General features: G+C 70.8%; 18 protein-coding genes and 1 pseudogene. 11 read left to right on the top strand and 8 right to left on the bottom strand.

Features of this window, described 5'->3' with window-relative positions; translation table 11 throughout:
• Positions 1 to 21 precede the first annotated feature (21 nt).
• Complete coding sequence (locus tag FHR82_RS44265; protein WP_184816714.1) at positions 22 to 273, bottom strand: metallothionein; 252 nt, start codon at positions 271 to 273, stop codon at positions 22 to 24.
• A gap of 82 nt (positions 274 to 355) precedes the next feature.
• Between FHR82_RS44265 and FHR82_RS44270 the strand changes: the two genes are divergently transcribed.
• From FHR82_RS44270 to FHR82_RS44285, 4 genes are all read left to right on the top strand, one after another.
• Positions 356 to 2,692: a phosphoketolase family protein gene (locus FHR82_RS44270; protein WP_184816715.1), complete on the top strand. Its 2,337-nt coding sequence runs from the start codon at positions 356 to 358 to the stop codon at positions 2,690 to 2,692.
• Positions 2,689 to 3,807 (top strand): acetate/propionate family kinase, encoded by a 1,119-nt coding sequence (locus tag FHR82_RS44275; RefSeq protein ID WP_184816716.1) that lies wholly within the window; start codon positions 2,689 to 2,691, stop codon positions 3,805 to 3,807. Before FHR82_RS44270 ends, FHR82_RS44275 begins: the two co-directional genes overlap by 4 nt.
• A 652-nt stretch (positions 3,808 to 4,459) precedes the next feature.
• On the top strand, positions 4,460 to 4,795 hold the full coding sequence (locus tag FHR82_RS44280) for an STAS domain-containing protein (RefSeq protein ID WP_184816717.1): 336 nt from the start codon (positions 4,460 to 4,462) through the stop codon (positions 4,793 to 4,795).
• Positions 4,796 to 4,895: 100 nt separating this feature from the next.
• Entirely contained in the window at positions 4,896 to 5,867 is a 972-nt protein-coding gene (locus tag FHR82_RS44285; RefSeq protein WP_184816718.1) for an SDR family oxidoreductase, read from the top strand.
• Between the two features lie 48 nt (positions 5,868 to 5,915).
• Here FHR82_RS44285 and FHR82_RS44290 read toward each other — a convergent pair whose 3' ends face one another.
• The 5 genes from FHR82_RS44290 to FHR82_RS44305 form a co-directional block, all read right to left on the bottom strand.
• The gene (locus FHR82_RS44290; RefSeq protein ID WP_221465086.1) at positions 5,916 to 6,479 is read right to left on the bottom strand and encodes an LLM class flavin-dependent oxidoreductase; all 564 of its coding nucleotides are present in this window, start codon (positions 6,477 to 6,479) and stop codon (positions 5,916 to 5,918) included.
• 45 nt (positions 6,480 to 6,524) lie between these two features.
• Positions 6,525 to 7,919: a hypothetical protein gene (locus FHR82_RS44295; RefSeq protein ID WP_184816719.1), complete on the bottom strand. Its 1,395-nt coding sequence runs from the start codon at positions 7,917 to 7,919 to the stop codon at positions 6,525 to 6,527.
• Positions 7,916 to 8,713: an alpha/beta fold hydrolase gene (locus FHR82_RS44300; RefSeq protein WP_221465087.1), complete on the bottom strand. Its 798-nt coding sequence runs from the start codon at positions 8,711 to 8,713 to the stop codon at positions 7,916 to 7,918. The genes FHR82_RS44295 and FHR82_RS44300 overlap by 4 nt, the downstream gene beginning before the upstream one ends.
• A 148-nt stretch (positions 8,714 to 8,861) precedes the next feature.
• Entirely contained in the window at positions 8,862 to 8,993 is a 132-nt protein-coding gene (locus tag FHR82_RS47120; RefSeq protein WP_260418215.1) for a hypothetical protein, read from the bottom strand.
• Positions 8,990 to 9,475 carry a flavodoxin family protein gene (locus FHR82_RS44305; protein ID WP_225943834.1) on the bottom strand — a complete coding sequence of 162 codons (486 nt, stop codon included), beginning with the start codon at positions 9,473 to 9,475 and terminating at the stop codon, positions 8,990 to 8,992. Before FHR82_RS44305 ends, FHR82_RS47120 begins: the two co-directional genes overlap by 4 nt.
• Positions 9,476 to 9,621: 146 nt before the next feature.
• Here FHR82_RS44305 and FHR82_RS48235 point away from each other — a divergent pair, with 146 nt between their 5' ends.
• The 7 genes from FHR82_RS48235 to FHR82_RS47130 all read left to right on the top strand — a co-directional run bounded on the left by FHR82_RS48235 (position 9,622) and on the right by FHR82_RS47130 (position 15,881).
• On the top strand, positions 9,622 to 11,394 hold the full coding sequence (locus FHR82_RS48235) for an erythromycin esterase family protein (protein ID WP_376706504.1): 1,773 nt from the start codon (positions 9,622 to 9,624) through the stop codon (positions 11,392 to 11,394).
• 191 nt (positions 11,395 to 11,585) lie between these two features.
• A complete protein-coding gene (locus FHR82_RS44315) occupies positions 11,586 to 12,335 on the top strand; it encodes a GAF and ANTAR domain-containing protein (RefSeq protein WP_184816720.1) in 750 nt (249 codons plus the stop codon).
• Positions 12,336 to 12,476: 141 nt separating this feature from the next.
• A complete protein-coding gene (locus FHR82_RS44320) occupies positions 12,477 to 13,181 on the top strand; it encodes an ANTAR domain-containing protein (RefSeq protein ID WP_184816721.1) in 705 nt (234 codons plus the stop codon).
• A 50-nt stretch (positions 13,182 to 13,231) separates the two neighbouring features.
• Positions 13,232 to 13,975, top strand: a complete 744-nt coding sequence (locus FHR82_RS44325; RefSeq protein WP_311771592.1) for a GAF domain-containing protein — start codon at positions 13,232 to 13,234, stop codon at positions 13,973 to 13,975.
• A gap of 203 nt (positions 13,976 to 14,178) precedes the next feature.
• Complete coding sequence (locus FHR82_RS44330) at positions 14,179 to 14,430, top strand: hypothetical protein (RefSeq protein ID WP_184816722.1); 252 nt, start codon at positions 14,179 to 14,181, stop codon at positions 14,428 to 14,430.
• A 185-nt stretch (positions 14,431 to 14,615) separates the two neighbouring features.
• Positions 14,616 to 15,047, top strand: a complete 432-nt coding sequence (locus FHR82_RS44335) for a DUF6766 family protein (protein ID WP_184816723.1) — start codon at positions 14,616 to 14,618, stop codon at positions 15,045 to 15,047.
• Positions 15,048 to 15,407: 360 nt separating this feature from the next.
• Positions 15,408 to 15,881: a DUF6292 family protein gene (locus FHR82_RS47130; RefSeq protein ID WP_260418219.1), complete on the top strand. Its 474-nt coding sequence runs from the start codon at positions 15,408 to 15,410 to the stop codon at positions 15,879 to 15,881.
• An 8-nt stretch (positions 15,882 to 15,889) separates the two neighbouring features.
• Here the strand turns inward: FHR82_RS47130 and FHR82_RS44340 are convergent.
• Together FHR82_RS44340 and FHR82_RS44345 are read right to left on the bottom strand one after the other, a co-directional pair.
• Positions 15,890 to 16,414 (bottom strand): annotated as a pseudogene (locus FHR82_RS44340) (FAD-dependent oxidoreductase); the annotation flags it as partial.
• Between the two features lie 9 nt (positions 16,415 to 16,423).
• Positions 16,424 to 17,890: a non-ribosomal peptide synthetase gene (locus tag FHR82_RS44345; protein ID WP_221465088.1), complete on the bottom strand. Its 1,467-nt coding sequence runs from the start codon at positions 17,888 to 17,890 to the stop codon at positions 16,424 to 16,426.
• Positions 17,891 to 17,909 lie beyond the last annotated feature (19 nt).

Below are 17,909 nucleotides of genomic sequence, written 5' to 3' on the forward strand. Positions count from 1 at the left end.
GTCGCGCGGCGTGTGCGGTGGTCAGGCCCGGTCCCGGATCTCCTCGGCGCCGGCCTGCCTGGCGCAGTGCGCGCAGCAGAAGAACTGCCCGCCGGCCTGCACCCCGTGTCCGATCACCTTGCACTGGCAGTGCTCACAGATCGGGGCGAGCTTGTGGATCGCGCACTCGAAGCTGTCGAAGACGTGCACCGCACCCTGCGCGTGGACCTCGAAGGCGAGGTCGTAGTCGTTGCCGCACACTTCGCACCGGGTGCCGGTGTTGGTGGTGTCCATGCACCGGGACGTACCCGACGCCGGGCGGTTCATTCGCCGTCGATCAGGGCATGGTGGCGGCTACCTGGGGTAACCGGCTCGCATGACGACCACGGCGAGGTCCGCCACCGACGTGTCCAGCCGCTACCGGCGTGCGGCCGACTACGCCGCCGCCGCGATGATCTACCTGAAGGACAACGTGCTGCTGCGCGAGCCGTTGCGGCGCGAGCACCTCAAGCCGCGGCTGCTGGGGCACTGGGGAACCTGTCCCGGCATCACGTTCCTCTACGCCGGGCTCAACGGGCTGGTGCGGCGGACCGGGCGGCGGACGTTGCTCGTCACCGGCCCCGGGCACGGGGCGCCCGCGGTGCACGCGAACCTGTGGCTGGAAAGCACCCACGCCGAGCTGGACCCCGCGCTGGGCCGGGACGGTAACGGGCTGGCGGAGCTGGTGCGGCGGTTCTCCTGGCCGGGCGGTTTCCCCAGCCACCTCTCCCCCGAGGTGCCCGGGGTGATCCACGAGGGCGGCGAGCTGGGCTACGCCCTGGCCACCGCGTTCGGCGCGGCACTCGACAACCCCGACCTCACGGTCGCCTGCCTGGTCGGCGACGGCGAGGCCGAGACCGGCCCTACCGCGGGCTCGTGGCACGCGAGCAAGTTCCTCGACCCGAGGACCGACGGCGCGGTGCTGCCGGTCCTGCACGTCAACGGCTACAAGATCTCCTCACCGACGATCTACGGCTGCATGAGCGACGAGGAACTCACCGCGTACTTCTCCGGCGCGGGCTGGTCCCCCTACGTCCTCGACGTCACGACCACCGACGACCCGGACGCGCTGCTGGCCGAGACGCTCGACCTGGCGCACGCCGAGATCGCGGCGGTGCGGGAGCGCTGGACGCCAGGGGAACGGGCGGTGTGGCCGATGATCGTGCTGCGCTCCCCGAAGGGCTGGGGCGTGCCCGCCGAGGACACCGAGGGACAGCCCCTGGAGGGCACGTTCCACGCACACCAGGTGCCCCTCGGCGGCGTGCACGACGACGACGCGGAACTCGCCCTGCTGGAGCGGTGGCTGCGGTCCTACCGGCCTGACGAGCTGTTCGACGACGACGGCCGCCCGCACGACGACCTGCTCGCCGACCTGCCGCCCGAGCACCTGCGGCTGGGCCGGGTACCCGAGGCGAACGGCGGGCAGCTGCGCCGCGACCTGCCACTGCCCGACGTCGCACGGTTCGCCGTCGACGTGCCGGCCCCGGGCGCTGGTTCGGCGAGCCCCACCGGCACGACGGGGACGTGGCTCGCCGAGCTGATGTCCGCGACCGAGGACCAGCGCGACTTCCGCGTGCTGTGCCCGGACGAGCTCGCCTCCAACAAGCTCGACGCGCTCCTCGAGGCCACCGACCGGGCGTTCACCTGGCCGGTGCCCGGCTACGCCGAGCACCTCGCCCCCGGCGGCCGGGTCATGGAGGTCCTCTCCGAGCACCTGTGCCAGGGCTGGCTGCAGGGCTACCTGCTCACCGGCCGCCACGCCCTGTTCCCCTGCTACGAGGCGTTCGCCTCGATCGTCGACAGCATGGTCAACCAGTACGCCAAGTTCCTCAAGATCGCGGGCGAGGTGCCGTGGCGGGCCTCCGTCGCGAGCGCGAACTACCTGCTGACCAGCGAAGGGTGGCGCCAGGAGCACAACGGCTACAGCCACCAGGGCCCGGGCTTCCTGAACAACCTGCTCACCAAGAAGGCCTCCGTCGCACGCGTCTACCTGCCGCCGGACGCCAACACCCTGCTGGTCACCCTGCGGCACTGCCTCACCTCCACCGACCGGATCAACCTGGTGATCGCCGGCAAGAACACCGGATCGCAGTGGCTGGACCTCGACACCGCGGAACGCCACTGCGCGGCGGGCGCGGGCGTGTGGGAGTGGGCCGGCAACGGGACCGGCGACCCGCACGTCGTGCTCGCGTGCGCCGGCGGCATCCCCACCGTCGAGGTGCTGGCGGCAGCGTCGATCCTGCGGGAACGAGCACCCGACCTCGTCGTGCGGGTGGTCAACGTCGTCGACCTGCTGAGCCTCGCACCCGACACCCGGCACCCGCACGGGATGAGCGAGGCCGATTTCACCGCCTGCTACGGGCAGCGCACACCGGTGGTGTTCGGGTTCCACGGCTACCCCTCAGCGGTGCACGAGGTGCTGCACGGCAGGCCGGACACGCAGCGGTTCCACGTCCACGGCTACCAGGAGGAAGGAACCACCACCACCCCGTACGACCTGCTGGTCAGCAACGGCATGAGCCGCCACGACCTGGCCGCCGACACCCTGCGCCGCTCAGGCCGCGGTGACCAGCTCGCCGACGAACTGCTCGCGGAGCGGGACGAGCTACGTGCCGCCGCCCACCGCGACGGCGTCGACCCAGCCGAGATCACCGACTGGCGGTGGGGCGCGTGACCACGGTCCTGACCGTCAACGCCGGCTCCGGCAGCCTCAAGGCGCACCTGGTCGATGCCGGCACCGAGCGGGTGCGCGACGCCGTGGAGGTCGAGCAGCCACCGGACTCCGACGAGGCCGGGCAGGTGCTGGACAAGCTCCTCGACCAGGCGGACCGCGACGTGGCCGCGGTGGGGCACCGCCTCGTGCACGGCGGCCCCGACCTGCGCGCCGCCGCCGTCGTCGACGAGGACGCCGTGGCGGCCGCCCGGCGTGCGGAGTCGCTGGCGCCGCTGCACCTGCCACCCGCGTTGCGCCTCCTCGAGAAGCTGCGCGAGCGCCTGCCGGACGTACCGCACGTGCTGTGCCCGGACACCGCCTTCCACGCCGACCTCCCCGACGTCGCCGCCACCTACCCACTCCCCCTGGCGTGGCGGGAACGGCACGGCCTGCGCCGCTACGGCTTCCACGGCCTGTCCTACCGCTGGACGCTCGACCGCACCGCCCGCATCCTCGACCGGTCATCCACCGAGCTGTGCCTGCTCCTCACCCACCTGGGTGGCGGCTGCTCGGTCTGCGCGGTGCGCGAGGGCCGCAGCGTCGACACCTCCATGGGCTTCACCCCGCTGGAGGGCGTGCCCATGGCGAAGCGGTCCGGCAGCGTCGACCCCGGCATGCTGCTGTGGCTCCTGCGTCACGGCGGACTCGACGCCGACACCCTCGAAGACGGCCTCAACCACGAGTCCGGCCTGCTCGGCCTGTCCGGCGGCCGCTCCGACGACACCCGCGACCTGGTCGCCGCCGCCGCGGACGGCGACGACACCGCCGACCTCGCACTGCGCGTGTTCACCCACAGGGTCCGCCGCGAACTCGCCGCCGCCGCGACCTCCCTACCCCGGATCGACGCACTCGTGTTCACCGGCGAGATCGGCTGGGACCAACCAGAAGTCCGGACCGGCATCGTCGAAGGCCTGTCACTGCTCGGCATCCCCACCGACCTGACCTCCACCACCGACGGCGACGGCCTGGTCAGCCCGTCGGACGCCACGGTCCCGGTGCTCGTCGTGCAGCCCCGGGAGGAGCTCCAACTGTGCCGCGACACCATGACCGCCCTCAACCAGCAGCACGACGGATGACCAGCGACGAGCCGCCGAACTGCATGCCGTTCGCGATCACCGCAGCTCGTCACCGGTGCCGGACGCCGTCACCGGTGCGACCGGCGCGGGAATCTCGCCACAGCGCGAACACGAGATCGAGGTCGGCCCCACCGGGCCGCGTCGGCCGACGGTCGAAGTGCAGTGGTTGGGCCGGGCGAAGAGGAGAAGTCCCGCCGTCTGTGTGTTCAACCGGCGGGACCTTGACCGTCCACTCGGTGATGGACGGCCCAAAGGAAATTGCCCCGCCCCAGGGAAATCAAACACCCGATCGGGTGGACCGGTCCTGGTCCGCAGCGAGTAGTCGAGGCGGCTGAGACAAAGGGGACGTCGAGGAACGCCTTCTCGATCCTCGCCGCCGTCTTTCGCGCAAACATGGATCACCCGCACCACGTGCGCCAGCCGGGTGGCCAGTAACAGTCGGTACGGCAGCGACCGCCGCGGCCCCTCGCCCATAACCTCGCCCTGACCACGAAAGTGGTGTCACCGGCGCTGACTGTCCTACGCAGAGTAGAGTTCAATGCATCTTGCGGGTTGAGCAACCAGCCTGGACAACCATCGCCTCCCGGCGGAGTGGAGTGTTCAGTGGCAGGCCTTCCAGACGCCTTCCCATGACTCGACCGACATCATGTGGGTGCGGGACATCGACAACCACACGGTGATCCTCCGGGTGCACGGCGAAGTGGACATGCTCACCACACCGGTTCTCGTGGAGCAGCTGCGTGCCGCCGAGGCGCTCCTGTCGCCACCCGTACCGGTGCTGGTCGACCTCACCGGAGTCACGTTCCTCGCGTCCGCAGGCCTGTCAGCCCTCGTCGAGTACGGGGAGCGCTACGCCGAACTCGGCAGCCAGCTACGCGTGGTCGCCACCGACCGAGCGGTGATCCGGCCGATCACCGTGACCGGGCTGCACGAGCTCCTGCCTGTGTTCCCCACCGAGCAGGAGGCGCTGCAGAGGTTCCCAGGCTGAGCTGTCCGCGCCACCGATGTCACCCGAAGCCCAGGTCATGCGGCGGTACCGGAGGCGTTGAGCCGGATTGGCGCGGAGAGCGCTGGGTATGTCCGAGCCCATGCGGGCGAGGAATCGTGTGGTCGTGGTAACCGGGGCGTCGAGTGGCATCGGACGGGCGACCGCCCTCGCGTTCGCCGACCGAGGTTGTTCCCTCGTCCTGGCGGCCCGGCGGGAGACGGCCTTGGCGGAGGTCGCCGAGGAGTGCACGACCCGGGGCGGGCAGGCTCTCGCCGTCCCGACGGACGTGACCGATCCGGAGGCGGTGCAGCGGCTGGCCGGGCGCACACTCGACCGGTTCGACCGGATCGACGTGTGGGTCAACGCCGCCGCCGTCACCGTCTTCAGCCCGTTCGAGGACGTTCCGCTCGAGGACTTCCGGCGCGTGCTGGACGTGAACGTGATGGGTTACGTGCACGGAGCGCGCGCCGCCCTGCCCGTCATGCGTGGACAACGCCGGGGCGTGCTCGTCAACGTGTCCTCGATCGTCGCCGCGATACCCCAGCCCTACACCCACGTCTACGGCATGTCGAAGGCCGCGGTCCGGGCACTGAGCACCAGTCTGCGCCAGGAGCTTCGGGTCGCCGGGGTGCGCGGCGTCGCGGTGTGCTCGGTGCTCCCCGCGAGCATCGACACCCCGCTGTTCCAGCACGCCGCCAACTACACCGGCCGCCGGGCGATCGCGATGCCACCGGTGTACCCCGTGGAACGGGTCGCGCGCGGCATCGTGAACCTGGTCCGGTTGCCCCGCCGCGAGGTGGTCGTCGGCCCGATGGGACGCAACCTGCTGATGATGGCGAAGCTGACACCCGGGCTGACCGAGAAGCTGATGGCCGTCCAGGTGAACCAGACCCACCTCTCCCGCCGGCAGCAGGCACCGCACACGGCGGGCAACCTCCACGAACCCTCCGCCGACGGCTCCGGCTCGGCCGACGGGGGCTGGCACGGCAGGCGGCGGACAGCCGTCCGACGTGCCGCCACTGTCGCACTGCTCGCGGGAGCGGCAGCCGCCAGCCGACGGCGGACGCGCTGACCGGACTGTGCTCACCGGACCACTGATCGGACGGCAGGTGCCACCAGGTCAGCGGAGCTGGGGCAGCACGCGGTCGCCGAACACGTCGAGGAAGCGTTCCTGGTCGCGACCCACCTGGTGCAGGTAGACGCGCTCGATGCCCAGCTCGGCGTAGGAGGCCAGCACCTCGGCGTGCCGGCCGGGGTCGGCGGACATCAGGACGCTGCTCTCGAGCGCCTCGCTCGGCACGTGCTCGGTGGCCGCGTCGAACTGCTCCGGCAGCTCCAGTTCCTCGGTGAGCGCCGGTGGTAGGGCGTTGAGGCGCCACTGGTCCATGGCCTGGGCCCGCACCTCCTCGTCGGTCTCCGCCCACGACAGGTGCACCTGCAGGTGCACGGGTTTGCCCTCCCCGCCGCCGTCGCGGAACGCGTCGAGGATCTGCCGCAGCGCGTCCCGGGGAGCGTTGACCGTGATGAGACCGTCCGCCCACGACGCGACCTCTCGCGCGGTCTGTGGCGTCATCGCCGCGGCGAACAGCGGCGGGCTCGCCGTGGGCCGGGTGTACAGCCGTGCCGCCCGCACCGTGACCACGTGGTCCTCGTCGACGGTGTCGCCGGCCAGGAGGCGCCGCACGATGTCCGCGCACGTGGCCGAATGCCGCGTTCTCGCCGTCGGTGGTCAGCGCACGGTGGTGTAGCCGACCGCGGGGTGCTCGTGGGTGGTGAGCCGTTCGCGCACCCAGTCCCAGGGCGCCGTGCCGGGCAGGACCGGCACCTCCGGCAGTGCGGCGGCGGCGCGGTGGAAGCGGCCGTTGCTCGCGAAGTCCTGGGGATAGGCGTCGGTGTCCGCGCCGCAGTAGGCGCCGTGCCGGCGGGCGTGGCCGAGAACCCTGTCCCAGTCCTCGATGCCGGCCCTGCCGATGGAGCAGGTGCCGTGCGAGAACAGGCCGAGGTGGATCTCGTCGTACGGTTCCGCCTCCCGGACGTACTTCTCGAGCGTGTCGCGGGCGGCGCAGGTGCCGAACAGCGTCCAGTACGGCACGAGCCCCCGCGCGAGCGGCAGGTGGGCGTCGATCACCGCGAAGCAGCTGACCAGCAGCCGGTCCGCGGGCGTGCCCTGCTCGGCGTACCAGGACCGGTACAGCTCGGCGACCGGGCCGCTGAGCGCGTCGGCGCGCGGGAAGGTCAGCCGGTCCAGCCGCCGGTCCTCCGCACGGCACAGGTCCTCCAGGTCGCCCAGCAGCGCGGGGTCGAAACCCCACTCCGCCTCGGGGCTGTCCCCGTCCGCGGGCGGTGGGTCCCACGCCCGTCGTTCCGCGCCCTGCTCGGCGAGGAACTCGGCGACCCGCGGACCGCCTTTCGCGTACTCCTCGGCGGTGGCGTCGCCGACGGCGCCGTGCTGGAAGACCTGCCGGGACCCGGTTGCCGTGGTGGGCCAGCGTTCCGTGCAGTCGGTCACCACGACGGTGCCGCCCGGAGCCAGGTTCTCGCGGAGGAACTCCCGGTAGGCGTCGGGCAGCTGCTGGTACTTGAACCGGAAGTAGCCCATGCGGCGGATCATCAGCCGGTCCTGGTTGGCGTCGTGCATGTGGTGCAGCGCCACCCCCGGATTCGCTTCGGTGAACGCGTCCCGGGCGTCGGCGAGTTCGGTCACGGCCTTGGCCGGGTCGTCGGGGTCGAGGCCGTGGTGGCGCACCGGGACGAGGAAGGTTTGGGGCAGCCAGGGAATCCCGGCCAGCGCGGCGAGGTGGGCGACCGCGCCGGAGGACGAGCCGACGAGCACCGCCGGGTACTGCCCGCGCGGGTACTGCGAGCAGGCCCACTCCGCGATCGCGTCCGTGTCCACCATGCCCACGCGGCTCGGTTGGACCGCCTCGGACCAGCCCGACCAGATGTAGAGGGCCTCGCGGACGCGGAGCGGCATGTGGTTCACCAGCGGCAGCAGCCGGCTGACCGCACGCGCGGCGGGACCGAGCCCGAGCGCCGGGCTGCTCGACCCGTGGAGGTGCTGCGCGAGCACCCGGTGAAAGGTGGACGCGGAGTCGAACGACGCGACGGCACGCTTCGGCCTCATGACGCCGCCTTCCGGACCTCGGCGGCCAGGTCGCGCAGCGGCTCCGACCACGCGGTGGGATCGCGCCAGAGGAACGTGTGCGGGCCTGGGAAGGTCAGCAGCCGCCCGTCCTCGGCGACGTCGGCCAGGTGCCGGGCCCAGCGGTCCGTGCACAGGGCGTCCTCCCGGCCGCGGAGCACGAGCAGCGGACCGCGGATTCGCGGGACCGTCTCCTCGAGACGGTCCCGCAGGTGCGCGCGGAGCAGGTGCACGATCTGCCGCACGCCCGCGCGGCGCCACTCGGGGCGGTGGATCTCGTCCAGTCCGGGCATGGGGTAGGCGGAGTCCCGGCGCCAGAAGTACAGGGCACGCGGCACGGACCTGGCCTTCGGGTCCAGGGTGGGACTGGCGAGGACCGTCGCGGCGACGAGGTCCGGCCGGGACGCGGCGACGTGGGCGGCCACCTGTGTTCCGCTGGAGTGCCCGGCCATGATCACCGGAGGCAGGCCGGCCGCGTCCAGCCAGTCGCCCACCGCTTCGGCGAACTCCGGCACCTCCAGCCGCCGGGGCGGGTCACCGCTGCCGGCCAACCCTGGCAGGTCGACCAGGAACGACCGGGTCCAGCCGAGTGCGGCCTGCGCAGGCGTCAGGTAGTCCGAGACCGCCATGCCCATCACGGTCACCACCGGCGGCTCGTCCCCCGGCGACCCGAACACGCGGGCACGAACGCGGCCGTACCGGGTGTCGGCGAACCGCACCGAGTACTCGTCAGGCAGGTCCGGTGGCATGCTCGGCGTCCCGGAAGTGTCGACCATGATCTCGGATGCCCGGCCAGCCCTACCCGAAACGTCCGCATACCCCCTCTCGATGACCGCTGTTCGGGTGCTCGGCAGCACATCCATCACGCGCTGTTGACCGGTGGAGTGGTGAGGGCTCCCACGAGGTTGGGGCGGTGCGGAGTTGTCATTGAGCGGGCGGGTACTGGTCCTGCTTCAGCAGCCGTGCGAGGTGTACCGCGTTCGCCGCGAGCTTCTTGTTGGTGCTGGCGACCGCGTCGGGGGTGCTGTCCAGGTCCAGGTAGTCCTTCGGGTTCATTGCCTCGGAGTTCCAGTAGGTGCGCCGCTCGCTGGGATGGTGAACCCGATGTCGTTGAGGGCCTGGAAGCAGTCGGCGATGATCTTGTGGGCGCCGTCCTCGTTGCCGACGACCGCCACCACGGCCACCTTGCCGTACATGGACGGCCGTCCCTGATCGTCGGTCTCGGACAGTTCGGCGTCCAGCCGCTCCATGACCCGCTGCGCGACGCTGGAGGGATGTCCAACCCAGGTCGGGGTCGACAGCACCAGGATGTCCGCGGCGAGGATCCGCTCCCGCAGCTGGGGCCACTGGTCGCCGTTGCCCATGTCGGTCTTGACGCCGGGGCGCACGTCGAAGTCCACGACGCGGACCAGGCCACCGGTGACGCCGTGGCCGCGGAGCTCGTCGAGGACCTGGGTGGCGATCTTATCGCTGCTCGACGGCTCCGGCGACGGCTTGAGGGTGCAGGTCAACGCGAGCGCGGTCAGTGTCGATGCCATGCCGTGGGCCTACCCACCGGTCGCCGCTGAATCTCGCACACGCACGATCAGTCGTCAGGTTGATGCCTGGCACTGACGTGGTTGATGACGGCGAGGCCGGTTACCCAGTGGTTCGGTCCCGAGCGGGCCGTGGGAGGTGGTGGACGGTGGGCTACCGGGACGACGCCGTCGCGCTGTCACGGCCGCTGACCGACGCCGGGGACCTCGACGCGGTGCTGAAGCGGGTGGGCGCGGCGCGGGTGGTGATGCTGGGCGAGGCCAGCCACGGCACCCACGAGTTCTACCGGTGGCGCGCCCTGCTCACCCAGCGCCTGATCACCGAGAAGGGGTTCTCCTTCGTCGCGGTCGAGGGCGACTGGCCCGACTGCGACCGGATCGACCGCGCCGTGCGCTGCCTGCCGGACGCACCCGGCGACCCCCGCGCGGCGCTGTCCGCGTTCGAGCGGTGGCCGACCTGGATATGGGCCAACGAGGAGGTCCTGGACTTCTGCCGGTGGCTGCGCTCGCACAACCTGCGCCAGGACCCTGCCGACCGGGTCGGGTTCCACGGCCTGGACGTCTACTCCCTGTGGGAGTCGCTGCGCGAGATCCTCACCTACCTGCGCGAGCACGACCCCGACCAGGTCCCGGTCGCGCTGGCCGCCTACCGCTGCTTCCAACCGTACGACGAGGACCCCCAGACCTACGCTGCCGCCACCCGATTCGCCTCCGCGAGCTGTGAGACCGAGGTCTTGGACCTGCTCGTGCGGCTGCGCGAGCAGGCCGCGACCGACGGCGCGAACCGCTTCGGAGCCTGGCAGAACGCCGAGATCGTCGCCGGCGCCGAACGGTACTACCGGGCCATGATCGGCGGCGGGCGCCAGTCCTGGAACGTGCGCGACCAGCACATGGACAACACCCTCGACCGGCTCCTCACCCACTACGGCCCGACCGCCAAGGCCGAGAAGCGGGCCGGTCGACGGTCGCGGCACACGCCGCACCGTCAGGTGGCCGGGTGGTCGCGACCCTGGCCTTCGACAGCGCAGGGCCAATGCTCCGGTCACCGCCGCGGCCACCGAGCCGCCGACGAAGGACAGAGCAAGACGAGCGACGGAGAGACGCACGTGCAGGACGACATCTGGCGCCGGGACAAGGCCGCGTTCGTCGCCGAACCGGCGGACGCACCCCACCCGGTCGCCGACGACCCGGACCACAGCCCGCTGGCCCGCCAGTTCGCGGTCCTCACCAGGACACTGCTGCACACCGAGACCGTGGCCTCGGCCCTGGAGCTCGTGGTGCGCGCCACGCACGCCATCGTCCCGGACGCTGACCTCGTCAGCCTCACCCTCCGCTCGACCGACGGGCAGCTGCACACGCCACTGGAGACCGACCCCGTCGGCAGCGAGCTCGACGGCCTGCAGTACACCCACGAGGAAGGCCCGTGCCTCGACGCGGCCCGTGAGGACGGCATCGCCTACACCCACAGCGGTGACCTCGCCGCCTCTCCCGACTGGCCGCGCTTCGGACCGCTGGCGGCGGACCGCGGTTACCGCTCGGTGCTCTCCACCGCGCTCGTGGTCGACGCCAACCCGCCACGGCTGTCCGGCGCACTGAACATCTACTCCCGCGAACTCGGCAGGCTCGGCGACGAGACGACCCGTGACCGCGCCCTGCTGCTCGCGACCCACGCCTCCCTGGCCCTGGCCCGCACCGAAGCGGTCCGGCTCGCCGAACTCCGCGAGGCCCAGCTGCGCCGCGCACTCGACACCCGCGACGTCATCGGACAGGCCAAGGGCATCCTCATGCAGCGCCGCGGCATCACCGCTGACCAAGCGTTCGACCTGCTGCGGCGAACCTCACAGGACCTCAACGTCAAGCTCGCCGAACTCGCGCACACCCTCGCCTCCAGGCACACCGAACTCGACCTGCCGCGGAGCTGAGCCCACAAGGAGGGGGAGGCCGGCGGACGGTGGGCGCTGGGGTCGTACGGCACGCCCGCGCCGGGCGTGCGGTGCACCTCGCAGCACCAGGAACAATGCCGCGGCGTCCCGGCATGTCCGGGCGGGGTGACCGGACTAGTGTCGCGCGTGTGCGCTTGTCATCGGCGCGATTTGCAAGCACGGGAGTGGGGATGGATCGGATCCAGGAGACGTCAGTCGCGTTGGCGGAGCTGACGGACTCCATCCGGCCCGACGAGCCACGCGAGGTGTTGCTGGCGCGGGTCGCCTCCCGCGTCGTGAGGTTGATGCCCGGTGCGGACGCCGTGACGGTCACGCTGGTCGTCGACGGCACACCGAACACCGTGGCGGCGACCGAGGAGTCGCTGGTGCCTCTGGACCAGATCCAGTACACCACCGGGACCGGCCCGTGTCTCGACGCGCTCCGCACCGAGACCCTCGTCCGAGCCGAACGCGCCGACATGGCGCAGCGCTGGCCGGCGTTCGCGGACGTGGCCGAGACAACCGGTGTCCTCACCTCGTTGTCGTGTCCGCTGTTCCTGCCCGCCGACGGCGCCGCCTCGAGCAGGCGGGCACTCGACCACCGGCTGTCCGGTGCGCTCAACGTGTGGAGCTTCCAGCCCGACGCCTTCGCCCCGGCCGAGGCCACGCTCATCGCGATGTTCACCTCCGCACTGTCCTCGATCATCCTCACCGCGACCCGCTGGGCTGCCGCCGAGAAGCAGACCGATCAACTGCTGGTCGCCCTCGAGACCCGCGATGCCATCGCGACCGCGAAGGGCATCGTCATGGTCTACCACCGCCTGGGCGTCGATGAGGCGTTCCAGTGGCTGGTGGACGCGTCCCAGCGGACCAACCGGAAGATCCGTGACCTGGCCCGGTTGATCATCGACGATCCCGACGTCGTCAACGGCAAGGTCTGAGGCCCGACCCGGTGCGCAGGCGACCACGTGATGTACCAGGCACCTGCGGTCAGCGTCGCGACCCGCGTTGGACGAAGATGAACACCGAGAAGAGCCCAGGACGGCAGCTGCCGACGGTGGAGCACGGAGGTAGGTGCAGCGGTGGATGATGAACGCCGTCAGCGGCTCTGGCGGCTCGTCACCGCACGAGCCACCGGTGACGGGCCCGGCTGGGGGTCGATGGTCTGCGCGGTCGCCGTCGACCGGCTCGACGTCGACGGCGCGGCCATCTCGGTCCGCACGTCGGGACGTGCCCAGGACCTGATCGCGGTCAACGGCACCTGGGCGCAGCGGCTCGAGGAGCTGCAGTACACCCTCGGGGAGGGCCCCGGGGTCGAGGCGTACACCACCGCCGGTCCCGTACTCGTCGCCGACCTGTCCGACGCCGCCCCGCGGTGGCCAGGATTCGCCAGGTCAGCGGCCGAGGAGGGACTCGCCGCGGTGTTCGCCCTGCCTCTGCAGGAAGGCGCGATCCGGCTGGGCGCGCTCGACCTGTACCGCCGCCGGACCGGCGGGTTGTCGACCGAGGAACTCGCCGACGCGGCCGTCCTGGCCGACCTCGCCACCACCGCACTGCTGACCGACACCTCCCCCGACACGACGGGACCGTCGAGGAGCGCCGACGGGGCCGGGCACTACGACGACGTCAACATCGCCATTGGCATGCTCGCCGCCGAACTGCACATCAGCATCGCCGACGCATCACTCCGCCTCCGCGCGCACGCCTACAGCACCGGCACACCACTGCTCGAGATCGCCCACGCCGTACTCACCCGGAAGTTGCGAGCCGACGCCTTCCAGGACTGACCCCACCCGCCACCCGGCGAAAGCGTCAGCCCCGGTCGTATGCTGGCCCGGTGCCCCCCACGCAGGACGTCGTCAGCGACACCATCGCGGCCATCACCGCCCGGCTCGCGGCCCGCCACGACGGCATGGCCGTTCTGCGTGCCGTCACCGACGCCTGCGGGACGTTACTCTCCGCCGACGCCACCGGTGTCCTGATCGCCGACCCCCGCGGTGGCGTCGAGGTCATCGCCGCCTCCGACGAACCGACGCGGTTCGTCGAACGGCTGCAGGCAGAGCTGCGGGAAGGCCCCTGCCTGGCGTGCATCGACGACAACACCGAGGTCGCCGTCCCCGACCCCGACACCGAGCGGGAACGCTGGCCGCGCTTTGCCGACGCGATGACCGAGGCCGGGTTCCGGTCCATGTACGCCCACCCGCTACGCCTGATGAACCGCGCCGTCGGCGGCCTCAACATCTTCTACACCACGCGGACCGACCTGCCGCCGACCGCCCGGCGACTCGCTCAGGCACTCGCCGACCTGGCCGTGCTCGGCCTGACCCAGGAGCGGGACCAGCGCCGGGTCGAACGGCTCGCGGAACAGACCCTCACCACCCTCAACGACCGCACCCACCTCGGCCATGCCGTCGGCGTCGTCGCGAGCACCCTGGGCGTCACCCCGGATGTCGCACGAGCCATGTTCGTGGCAGCCAGCACGCAGGGTGGCCGATCGATCCGAGACCTGGCGAACGCCATTACCAGCGGCGCCCTCGCCCCCGCCGACCTCCACGACACGTCGCGCACCGGCCGCGGCTGATCCCTCACTGGACCGCGCCCCCGCCACGGGTGCGGTAGCGTGGGGACATCGCTTGATCGTCGGCACTCCTGGCAGCCCGGCCACGGCAGGATCGTCAACCTCGCAGGGTCAACGTCCCGTCACCGCCTCACCCCGCATACGTCGGGTGGAGCCGGAGGTCGCCGCCTCCCTGCGGACACATCGCGGCGATGGAGGAGTTGCCCATGTCGACACCCGACCAGGCCGCCCGGGAGCAAGCAGCTCGCCGAGTCCTGCACCGCCTGCAGCAGCGCACCACGCTAAACGAGGGCATCGGCATCCTCCAGACCTGGAACGACTGCGAACAGCAACAAGCCCGTGACCAGCTCCGCACCGACAACGGCAGCAATGGCCAGAACGTCGAGGCGGACAGGATGATCGCGGTCGTCAACGCCACCGCCGACGCCACCACCGACCCCGACGCGGACTGGGACTGACCCGGTCCCTCCCCAGCGGCCCCGCCGGCCATCGCGCGCGTCTCCACGAGCACGTGGTGATCCACCGCGATGCGCGTTCCCGGATCGGCCACGAACGTGTGCGCGTCCTGATCATCGGGTATCCGCGCAGTCTGACGTCGACCGGCGGCTCCTCCGCGGTCGATCCACGGAAGGAGGCGCTGCACATGCGGAAGAACATGCACCGACGGGGACGGCCGCCGTTCAGCAAGGCGTACTCGTTCGCGCTCGTGACGCTGGCGTTGTTCCTGCTCAGCTGGATCGGCCAGTTCATCACGCAGATGATCGAGGTGTCCAACGACGCCGAAGAACACGGCCAGGTCTTCACCTGGGCGCAGTTCCTCCCCCAGTTCCTCTCCGCGACCTTCGAGAACTGGCAGTCGGAGTTCCTGCAACTGGTCTGGCAGGCAGTGGGACTGTCGATGCTGTTCTACTGGGGCTCGTCACAGTCCCGTGAGGGCGACGACCGGCTCGAGGCCAAAGTGGACGCACTCCTGCGAGAACGCGGCATCGACGTGGAAGCCATCGACGCCGCCATCGTCGACGACGTCAGCGGACGCTCCACCCAACGCGACCCGGCTGCGGAGGCCACGCGCTGACCTCGTCATCCGCGGAACACCTGTTCCTGCACCGGCCACGGCACCGCGCTGTGCCGCCGCATGCGGTCCTCGTCCTGGAAGAACCGGCCACGTCCGCCACGGACAAACCACCGCATGTCGCCCCAGCGCTCGGGTGCGCCACCCCCGACGCCGACCGAGCGCCGTCGCCGGAACGCTTCGGTCAGCGTCTGACGTGCCGCCGTCGCCCGCTTGATCGGAACAGATTCAGACCGTCCGCGCTTCCTCGGTTGACCGCACACAGACGCGGGTACTGACCAGGTACGTCAAACAGTCGGCGTACTTCACCCGAACCGGGCAGAGGACGGCGACGACATGATGGATCTGGACTTCGACGACACCATGCTGTGCGGCCTACGTCGGTACGTGCGACTCGTCGCCCAATCCCTGGGACTGCACGGCGAGTGCTCCTACATCCAGGCCGACGAGTCCGCCTGCGCCTACATCGCCCTGGACGCACGGCTCAGCCGCTTCCCCGACCGCGACGTGGCGCTCCTGTGGGACGAGGAACCCGGATGGTCCGCAGCACTCGAGACCCACAGCGGCGAGGACCTGTTGGCCGTGGCCTACCTCGAGCACGAGGTACTACCCCACCACCGACAGTGGCGACATGGGTCGAGAACCTCTTCCGCCCTGGCGATGCTCCCGCTTACGTCGAGCCCGGCGGCCGGCCACCCAAGTTCGACAACACCGAAGACCTGCTGCCCCGCCTGGCGGCCTACACCATCCGGTACCGCCGGCCAGGCAGAACAGCCGCGGAGAGCCAGATCGCCGAAGCCGCGGCCGTCGGCCTGCCTGCCACCGGCAACCCGCTGAGAACAGCGCTCGACGACCTTCTCTGCGCCTGCCTTGCGGGCCACCAGCGACCGCATGCCGTCCGCGCCGACGACCAGCCGCGCCCGTTCCGTCGCCTCGGCGCCTCGTGGCGTGGTGTACCGCACCCCGACGACCCGGTCGTCCTCGTGGACGAGGTCGTTGACCGTGCACGACTCCTGGAAGTCCACACCGGACGCCACGGCACCGTCGGCGAGAACCGGGTCGAGCACGAAACGCCTCGGCGCGTACGTGGTCCGGTGGCCGTCGGCGGGCAGGGAGAAGCCGTCGAGACGGACACCGAGCGCCTCGTAGCTCTGGTGGTCGATCGGCCGGCAACCCGCGTCGCGGAGCCTGTCCAGCAGCCCCCACCCGTCGAGCAGCGCCACGCCCGGCTGGTGGATGTAGTGCGACGACAGGGTGTCCTGTGGGAAACACACCTTCTCCAGGAGCAGGACGCGGTAACCCTGTCTGGCGAACAGCATCGCCGCAGGCGAACCCGCGCAACGGGCGCCTATGACAACTACGTCGTACATGGCCCTCGCTTACTGTTGAGTTACGGCACCCTTGGATTCGATGTACGCGGCAATGGAGGCGACCGTCGAGTTGCGGAACATCTGGTCCATCGGGACTTCGACGCCCAGTTCCTCGATGAGAAATCCCTGGATTCTGGCCATGATCACGGACTGGCCGCCAAGAGCGAAGAAGTCGTCGTCGATCGCTATGTCGTCGCGTTGGAGTTCCCGGCACCAGATGGCGTGCACTCCGTCGACAATCATCGCAGTACTCCCGTTCGCCTTCAACGGCCGGTCGACGATGTCGGCGTTTTGGTTCCCGAAATCCGCAACCAGTGCCGCGCGGTCCACTTTTCCGTGCGGACTCAGCGGAATACGAGGAATGTCGACGAACCTGGTGGGCACCATGTTCCTCGGCAGCGTCTCGAGGAGGCCGGCGCGCAGGCCGCCACCGTCGAGGCCGTCCCCAGCCGGGACGACGAACGCGATCAGCTCCGTCTCGCCCGAGTCGCTCTTCCAGGGCACCACGGCGGCCTGCCTGACCCCGTCCAGCCTGCAGAGCGCGCGCTCGACGTCGTTGGGGTCGATACGCATGCCCCGCACCTTCACCTGCGCGTCCATGCGGCCGACGACGACGAGCTGCCCGGACTCGGTGACGTAGCCGAGGTCACCCGTGCGGTACAGCCTGCGCGGCACACCGTCGACGAGGGTCGTCGTGAAGCGCTCCGACTCGGGTCCCTCACCGTTCAGGTAGCCGGCGCCGACGCTGGTTCCGGAGATGCAGATCTCGCCGTACTCCCCCGTCCCGACACCACTGCCCCGCTCGTCGCGGAGGTGGATCTCGGTGTTGTGGACCGGCAGGCCGACCGGGGCGATGTCGTGTCCGCCCTGCCGGATGCCAGCGAGGTCGTACGACGAGGCGACATCCGTGCACTCGGCGACGCCGTACTGGTGCAGGAGTGTGCAGGTGTTCCCCTCGCGCCCCGCCCAGTCCGCGATCCTCCCGACGAGCAGCGGCTCCCCGCCGAAGAGCACGTAGTCCAGCCCGGCGAGCGTCTCACCCCCACGTGCGGTCTCCCAGTCCACCAGGAGGTACAGCGTGCTCGACGCGCAGTGCACCGTGCGTATTCCGTGCTCGTCCAGCAGGCGGTAGGCCATCGCCACGTCGAAGTTGCGGCTCGCCATCAGGTGCAGGGTCGCGCCGCAGAACAACGGCATCATCAGGCTGCGCTGGGAGAGGTCGAAGCCGAAGGCACTGACGACCAGGTTGGCGGACCCTTGGTGCAGGCCGTACTCGAGCCGCAGCCAGTTCAGCAGGTTGAACCAGCCCTCGTGCCGCACCCCGGTGAGCTTCGGCGTACCCGTCGACCCGGACGTGAAGACCGCGTAGCACAGGTCGTCCCCGGTGATCAGGACGTCGGGACCGGTCGCCGGAAGATCGCCGAGGCAGTCGGAAAGCCGGCCGGGGGCGACCACCTCGACCGCCGGGGACGCCACCAGCCCCGGCCGTCGCCGG

Source organism: Actinophytocola algeriensis, assembly GCF_014203735.1.
In the GTDB taxonomy this organism is placed as follows: Bacteria; Actinomycetota; Actinomycetes; order Mycobacteriales; family Pseudonocardiaceae; genus Actinophytocola; species Actinophytocola algeriensis.

Coding starts and splice junctions, on each gene's coding strand:
- FHR82_RS44265 (WP_184816714.1), bottom strand. CDS start 273: ATGGACACCACCAACACCGGCACCCGGTGCGAAGTGTGCGGCAACGAC.
- FHR82_RS44270 (WP_184816715.1), top strand. CDS start 356: ATGACGACCACGGCGAGGTCCGCCACCGACGTGTCCAGCCGCTACCGG.
- FHR82_RS44285 (WP_184816718.1), top strand. CDS start 4,896: ATGCGGGCGAGGAATCGTGTGGTCGTGGTAACCGGGGCGTCGAGTGGC.
- FHR82_RS44295 (WP_184816719.1), bottom strand. CDS start 7,919: ATGAGGCCGAAGCGTGCCGTCGCGTCGTTCGACTCCGCGTCCACCTTT.
- FHR82_RS44300 (WP_221465087.1), bottom strand. CDS start 8,713: ATGGTCGACACTTCCGGGACGCCGAGCATGCCACCGGACCTGCCTGAC.
- FHR82_RS47120 (WP_260418215.1), bottom strand. CDS start 8,993: ATGAACCCGAAGGACTACCTGGACCTGGACAGCACCCCCGACGCGGTC.
- FHR82_RS44305 (WP_225943834.1), bottom strand. CDS start 9,475: ATGGCATCGACACTGACCGCGCTCGCGTTGACCTGCACCCTCAAGCCG.
- FHR82_RS44315 (WP_184816720.1), top strand. CDS start 11,586: ATGGATCGGATCCAGGAGACGTCAGTCGCGTTGGCGGAGCTGACGGAC.
- FHR82_RS44330 (WP_184816722.1), top strand. CDS start 14,179: ATGTCGACACCCGACCAGGCCGCCCGGGAGCAAGCAGCTCGCCGAGTC.
- FHR82_RS44335 (WP_184816723.1), top strand. CDS start 14,616: ATGCGGAAGAACATGCACCGACGGGGACGGCCGCCGTTCAGCAAGGCG.
- FHR82_RS47130 (WP_260418219.1), top strand. CDS start 15,408: ATGCTGTGCGGCCTACGTCGGTACGTGCGACTCGTCGCCCAATCCCTG.